Genomic DNA, 7,070 nt, shown 5'->3' with positions numbered 1-7,070 from the left:
TTTTTTCGCTTACTTTTTCAGCAAACCCTATACTAGGATTTGTGTTAGTTCTTGGGATGGGTATTACTATTAAAAAGCGGAATAAGAAACCAGTTAAAGCCTAAAACTTTTAAGAGCAGTCCATATTGCTAAAAGACAATCCCTTGGGAACGCGCGAATGTCAATATAGTTCAGTCTGGGTAGGTATCAAAAGTCATAAAATTATTTGATTTTGGTATCTACTTTGTTTGCTAAGAGAAATAAAAAGAATTTGGATTGCTGTCGATATTGAAGAGCGACCCTAGCGAGGTTTACTTGCTGAAGGAATGTACGAGTTGACCAGCTTTTGTGATTTTTAAATAAAGCTTGCGCTAAAAAGAAGCCAAAATTCACCAAATATTTAAGTATTACTAATTGCTATACAGAGATAATACTAAGGTAACACTTAAATATTTTCAAAAAAGCTTATTATGATCGATTTATTAGATATTCAGTTGGCAAATTCAGCATTACTAGATATTAGCTTAGACACCAATATTTTGGGCAGCAAAGGTAACGATACGTTAGAAGGAACGATAGAAGAAGATCGCATTGATGGCAAAAAAGAAGATGATGTCATTAATGCCAACGATGGTAATGACACCATCTCAGGTGGTCAAGGTAATGATACTATCTATGCAGGTTCGGGTAATGATTTCATTGGTGGTAATACTAAAGGGGATGACGTAATTAGGGGTCAAGGTGGTAACGATACCATCTACGGTGGTGCTGGTAATGATAGGATTTTTGGAGATGGCTCAAACTCCGATCTTACTCAATCTGCTGATGACATTATCTATGGAGGAAAGGGTAATGATACTATCTTGGGCAATCAAGGAAATGATTTCATACTTGGAGAAAAAGACCGCGATTTTCTTCTTGGTGGCTTAGGTGACGATACTGTCTGGGGCGGTCAAGGTAATGACACGATCTTTGGCAGTGAAGGAAACGACATTATTAAAGGAGATAATGGGGAGGATCTAATTTATACTGGCGAAGGAGATGATATAACATGGGGCGGTAAAGGTAACGATAGCCTTTACGCTAGCAATGGTTTGGATACGCTAGATGGCGGAGTCGGAAATGATTACATGAGAGCTAGCGGTTACGACCTACTTCGAGGCGGAAAAGGTAATGATACTCTTCTTGGCGATCCAGGTTTTAAAGCACAAGAATACAATGATACTCTTCTTGGTGGAATAGGAAATGACTACATAAGAGCTAGTTACAGTATCTTACATGGTGAAAATGGTAATGATACCCTTGAAGGACAAGGTTCTACTATGACTGGTGGCAAAGGGAATGATACCCTTAAAGGACAGGGGTCTGCTATGATTGGTGGCAAAGGTAATGATCTTTTTATCGTCAATTCTCTGTTTGGTGGCGATAGTATTGCTACCATTACGGACTTTAATCCCGCTCAAGATGAAATTAGCCTGGAAATTTTACCCGCATATTCTCTAAACATCAACTACACAGGAATCGATTCCCAAGTTTACAAAATAGATAGCTCTGGTAATAGTGAGTTGGCTTTGATCGCCGAAGGGGTTGAAATTAGCACAGCAGACATTAATTTAGTTTAGTCTTTAAGTTAGCAGTAAGTACTGATACAAAATAAACTCGTGTACTTTAAAAACAAGCAGAGGTGCGGAAGAGCTTCGGGAGCAGAGGAGAAAAGGAAAATAACCGCAATTAGTATTCACCCCTTTTACCAAATTTAATGTTGGGGAAGTCTCTATCCCAACCAAGCCCTGCTTGATTTTACTTAGCTGCTTATGAGACTAATTCTCGCGCAATAGCTAGATAGATAGAAAATTATTTCTTATTAATAAAAAACACTCAAAATACTATTTACACTAACTCCTGATATGCGAAGCGGTATCCTTTAGGACTCCCGATATGCCCTAAAGGACTTCCTTCGGTCGCGCGACGGCGAAGCCGAGTCCTTTAGGGAAGCGGTATCCTTTAGGACTCCTAGCTTTAAACCAAGTCTCTTATTACTTTTAAGAAATGGTATAAGACTAATGATGAGGATAAGCAATACTTGGCTGAAAACTTGTAGCTAATGACACAACAAACCAAACAATCATGCTCATAACAAATGTTCGCCACCATCTTCTACAATGCCTAAAGTAGAATTCCAAAACGGATATCAATTCAAAGTGACATGAAGTGCATCGACAAAAACGCCAAAAATAGCCAGTTCAAATAACGATGAATAATCTTGGTGCGTGTTCCCTAAATGAATTTTACTCGTTTCTTGTCGCATCGCAAATTGTCGGTTGTTTTGAGTGGACAAAACTCAACAAAGTTTGACCTATTCAGACTAATGATTACTTTTTTGTGGCGATACCCTTGTATAAATAAGCTGCTATCTTTGGTGAATTATCCGCGTATAGCTCTTTTAAACTGACAGTATCGAATTGATTTTCTACTATTTGTTTAATGTTACGATTCAAATGACAACCACCTGCGATCGCCTTTTGGATTGGTGTCAGTCGATTTTGCCAAACTTGAATTGTTGGTTCATTGCTCAAACCATGTTCGACAAAAAAGAAATTTCCTCCTGATTTCAATACCCGATAAACTTCTGTAAGAGCTTGTTCGACATTGGCAATACTGCATAGGGTAAAGGTACTAACTACACTATCAAATGTGTTATCAGCCATTGGAAGATTTTCTCCATTTAGCACTCTGCAATCTACAGTTATGTTGGAAGATTGGAGCCGCTTTTGGGCTAATTTATTGACTTGGGAATTTACTTCTACTGTAACGATATTTTTAAGACTTTCAGGATAGTAAGAAAGATTTAGACCTGTCCCAAAACCAATTTCTAAAACTTCCCCTTTTACATCAGCTAAAATTTCCTGACGATGCACAGCAAGATTGGGATCGGATAAAGACCAATCAAGAAGATAAGGAAAAATGTTCTCTGAATAAAATCCCATCTCTCTCTCCACACAGATATATTCTAATAATAGCCTTTTCCCGATAAAAACAGATAAATTAAACAACCCAAAAATGAATATACTGCCAGAAAAGTTCCCAAGTAGGATACTATCATTAATCCAACGTGAAAAAAAACAAATACTGAAATAGTCAGAGGCACAAGAGTAAGAAGAAAGAAGATAAGAGGTAATAGAGAGATCGCTAATAGATGAAAAGTTAAAAGATATATTGGCTGAGAACAGAAAAATGGCGCAAGAGATTTGGTGAGAAAATAGGAAAATGGAATACCAAAAACTACTAAAATTATTATCATGTATCGCCAGTTAATATTAAAACAGCAGCCATATTTTGCTATCAGATTATTAACAACTAAAATTAACACTAGCGTAGCTAATGATGAGATAAATGTAACTGTATTGACGTTCATTCCCAAAGGTAAATCTTGAAAACCAAATACTATGAAAGCCAAGAGATTGAACAATGCTATAACAAGTACAAATATCTCACGTGTAAGAGGATGATTTAGAATGGGAAACAAATTCGTTACAATTCTGTTCAACATAAGAGTTCTTTTGCTTAATGGGTAGTTAGGCTGCGATCGACATCGATTTTGCCAGACCGTTTCAAGCTATATATAGGGATTGAGCGTCAGAATTCTGCAAGTTAAATGTAAATCAGCTTACCAAAAATTGAAAATAACATTGGGGCAATTTGGTATTTTGTTAACCATTACAACACATCTTGAAATTTTTAAGACTACCGATGAAAAAAACGTTACTAATACATAATTTTGTAGCTGCTTTAGTAGTTGTCGATCTGGTTACTAGTATAAGAATTAAGAGCAATGCCACTAATATCAACAATCAAGAAAAACTAACCTTAAAATCTTCCTTAATTGCCCAAGATATAATCTGTCCTAGCTTAGACGAGGCTTATATACCTGTTAATCATCCTGTATACATCAACTTGAATCAAAAGTTTCGTGCTGAAGATAACTCTGGACGTATTTCTAATATTGTCAGAGTGGGAACTTTCGGAGCTGCTAGTTGGTCTACAAAGAAAGATTTTAATGGTCGCTATACCTCTGCACCTCCAGTGGCAATAGAGTTCAAAAGCGACAAACAAATTAAACAAGCAGTGATTGCTAATTCTGGGTTAGTTGAGATTTTAAAGTCATGGGGAGCATCTTCTAATACCGCTGAATGTCTTAAGTTTCTTTTAGCTGAATCTGGAATTTAAACGTTTTAAAAATTAAGAAACTGAAATACTATGATACCTGATTTTACTTTTATTTGGCTAATTTTGAAATTTCAATATTTCTGAGATTCTTTAGTCAAACTTTAGTCTAAACTTCAGTTAAAAGAAAAAAGCAAATTAATAGTTATCAGCTATATCGTTACAATAACAAATGTCAAAAAAATTGTTGAATAATTCTAAATTGTCTGTCAGGAGTTAAAAACCATGAAAAAAATGACATTGCCAATCTTTCTAGCTATCCTAATGTTTGCAGCAGGATGCAATAGTCAAAACCAATCGATTCAGGAAAGAACCGAGACATCTGCCGAAGATGTCAAACAAAAAGCAGAGGAAGCTTGGGAAACAGGATTCGATTATACACAAGAGCAGCAGCAGAAGTATCAAAAGGAAATACAAACTCAACTGGATGATTTTGATAACCGAATCGAAGAGCTTCGATCTGAGGCGGAAAATGCAGGAGAAGAAGCTGAGATTGCGCTTAATGAGCAGATCGAAACCTTGGAACAAAAGCGAGAAGAGGCGGAGCAAAGCCTAGAAACGTTGACATCTTCTGGAGATGAAGCGTGGAAAGAACTTAAAGGTGGACTAGACAAGGCAATAGGAGATTTACAGCAGTCTTATGAACGTGCTATTACAGAATTTGACGATCGCGTACGTTCTAATTAAATTAATATAAAGAGGATTCAGCTAACAGAGGCAATCGATCTTCTGGTTGAGTAAAGAAGCGAGTTCTTCTTTTTCTTCTGATTTTGCTGCCATCAGTCATGGTTGGTAAAGCTAGATCCACATTGTTTTTCTTCTTTATTTTCTTTTTACAAACAGTCTCTAAAATGATTTGCGGGAGCGAGAGATCGCCTGTTCTAAAGCAGTCTGTAAATCTTGAGTTAAATTACTCACAGCTTGACGACGATTCGACTGATAATCATCCCAGTAATGAGAAATCAGCAAAGGGGGCTTAACAGTAAACTGTACCCATTTCTGACCTAAAAACGGGGGATTAAGATTGGTTTGCCCTTTGAGACAAGCAATCATTTTCCATAACAATAAGAGAGTGTCGGCAAAACGTTCTACAGTGGGCTGTTCGGCAACATAATGTCCCGTAACGCTGGTGAAATTTTCCACGAGGCGCATATGCCACAGGCGCAACTGGGCTTCTGATGCTATGAGATTGGCTAAACCCCGAACAGCAGGGGCAAGACTATCGGATTCTGAGACATCCTGGCGATAAATACGCTCCCATCCAGCTTGTTCCACTCGGCGACAGCGATCGCTGATATGACCTTTGGATTGAACTCCAAAAGCTTGCTCGGCAACAGTTAATGCAGCATTTAATAAGGCTGGGAGACGAGAGGTTAATGCTTCATTTTCGGGAGCAACAGTTTGCTGATAAAACTGACTGTAAAATTTTTCCATTAAAGAGAGTAAGTATTCGGCTAGTTGAGATAGTCGCTCATAAAAAATTTGCTCTTGTTCTGGTGTGAGTGTCACTCCGTTAACCAATCCCATAATAGCTGCTGGTCTTTGCCGAAAACCGCTATCAACTTCCAGTTGAGATAAAAGTTGTTCGAGAGATTTCCAAGGTGCTTGCCAAAAATGATATTGAATGCCCAAAGGAGCGATCGCAACTTCGGCAGTAATCTGAGCTTTTTGTAAGTCTTCCCAACACCAAAAACCAAATTGAGCAATTCCTGGTTCGAGAGGGCTGATAATCTCGTTATGACCGTTAGTTGCCCCTTCTGGGGCTGCTGCTAGGGGAAATTTGCCACGAACAAATAAATCTCGAATCGAACGTAATCCCTGACGGTCTACAGAACCACGGCGAATGGGAGTTCCTCCCAACTGAGAAATTAACCAACCAACCTGTTTTCCCGCCCAAAGAGGGATTCCTCGGTCATAGATAAAATGGGTATGAACGGGAAAATTAAGAGGCTTTCCTTGTCGTTGAGCAATTTGAGGGAGTAAATTCCACAATAACTGACTGATACAAGGGGGATCGACTGTAGAAGGGTGACGAAAAGCTAACAAAAATCGCGTTTGTCCCTGCTGAAACTGCTGATAAAGCTCGATTAATTCTGTGCCATTATCCACTCTCACTTCGGTAATTCCCTGACGATAGTGCAACCATAATGGTAGTAAAGAGCGCGAGCTATGCCACACTAGGGGATTAAAAGCTGGAGGAATAAATTTTAATGGAGGTTGAACCTCAATCATAAGGAATTGCCCTGTTGTTTACAAACGGAAAAGAACATTTTTCAGCAATCATATTTTAATTGATGACACGCCCTAGACTACACGAAGAGAAAAGCGATCTCTGCCGAACCATCACAGTTAATCAGATTTTTCGGTCAAGAATTAAATGAATTACCAGATAAGCGAAAAGGAAATAACCATTATTTAAGCCTATTTTTCCCGATCGCGCAGTGCCTCGCTTCGCGAGATCGCATTCCGAAAGTCCAGATTAGGAAAACAAGAACTGAAATAACTAGAATAAGGCGATCTATTCCTATTCTGAGTTAGTCATCTACTCACTGTGCAATGCCTATTTTAATGATACTTAGTATTGGTTAAAGTTGCTCTGTGGTTAAAAACACTGGTTCTTGTGAGTAAAAATCGTCATGAATTTTCAGTAGAAACCACGGTAGTTAAATATTTTAATGTAGGTAATAATATGTATAATAAACCTCAAACCATTCTGGTGATTAATAATAGTCAAATTAATTGACTATGAATATCTCAGCATAATATTAATTTACTATATTTTGAATATTTTACTTACTAATACAATACGAGATTGGCTTAAAAACTAAACAAGATATTAGAAAATATGTCAATATATGAAAAAAAAA

General features: G+C 37.6%; 5 protein-coding genes. 3 read left to right on the top strand and 2 right to left on the bottom strand.

Annotated elements, in window-relative coordinates; translation table 11 throughout:
- Nucleotides 1-449 precede the first annotated feature (449 nt).
- A complete protein-coding gene (locus tag H1P_RS29325; protein ID WP_144874406.1) occupies nucleotides 450-1,601 on the top strand; it encodes a calcium-binding protein in 1,152 nt (383 codons plus the stop codon).
- Nucleotides 1,602-2,351: 750 nt separating this feature from the next.
- Here the strand turns inward: H1P_RS29325 and H1P_RS29320 are convergent.
- Entirely contained in the window at nucleotides 2,352-2,966 is a 615-nt protein-coding gene (locus H1P_RS29320) for a class I SAM-dependent methyltransferase (RefSeq protein WP_144874404.1), read from the bottom strand.
- Nucleotides 2,967-3,729: 763 nt separating this feature from the next.
- On the opposite strand from H1P_RS29320, the gene H1P_RS29315 reads away from it, so the two are divergent.
- Both H1P_RS29315 and H1P_RS29310 read left to right on the top strand, forming a co-directional pair.
- On the top strand, nucleotides 3,730-4,206 hold the full coding sequence (locus H1P_RS29315; protein WP_144874402.1) for a hypothetical protein: 477 nt from the start codon (nucleotides 3,730-3,732) through the stop codon (nucleotides 4,204-4,206).
- A gap of 222 nt (nucleotides 4,207-4,428) precedes the next feature.
- Entirely contained in the window at nucleotides 4,429-4,890 is a 462-nt protein-coding gene (locus tag H1P_RS29310) for a sll1863 family stress response protein (protein ID WP_144874400.1), read from the top strand.
- Nucleotides 4,891-5,049: 159 nt separating this feature from the next.
- On the opposite strand, the gene H1P_RS29305 is transcribed toward H1P_RS29310, so the two are convergent.
- Nucleotides 5,050-6,435, bottom strand: coding sequence for a 1-acyl-sn-glycerol-3-phosphate acyltransferase (locus tag H1P_RS29305; RefSeq protein WP_144874398.1), 1,386 nt, complete (start codon nucleotides 6,433-6,435; stop codon nucleotides 5,050-5,052).
- Nucleotides 6,436-7,070 lie beyond the last annotated feature (635 nt).

The organism is Hyella patelloides LEGE 07179, from assembly GCF_900659865.1.
Taxonomy (GTDB): Bacteria; Cyanobacteriota; Cyanobacteriia; order Cyanobacteriales; family Xenococcaceae; genus Hyella; species Hyella patelloides.
This window is presented reverse-complemented; position numbering and strand designations above follow the sequence as displayed.

Bases quoted from the DNA above. Each gene is read 5' to 3' on its own strand.
- H1P_RS29325 (WP_144874406.1), top strand. From the start codon at position 450: ATGATCGATTTATTAGATATTCAGTTGGCAAATTCAGCATTACTAGAT.
- H1P_RS29320 (WP_144874404.1), bottom strand. From the start codon at position 2,966: ATGGGATTTTATTCAGAGAACATTTTTCCTTATCTTCTTGATTGGTCT.
- H1P_RS29315 (WP_144874402.1), top strand. From the start codon at position 3,730: ATGAAAAAAACGTTACTAATACATAATTTTGTAGCTGCTTTAGTAGTT.
- H1P_RS29310 (WP_144874400.1), top strand. From the start codon at position 4,429: ATGAAAAAAATGACATTGCCAATCTTTCTAGCTATCCTAATGTTTGCA.
- H1P_RS29305 (WP_144874398.1), bottom strand. From the start codon at position 6,435: ATGATTGAGGTTCAACCTCCATTAAAATTTATTCCTCCAGCTTTTAAT.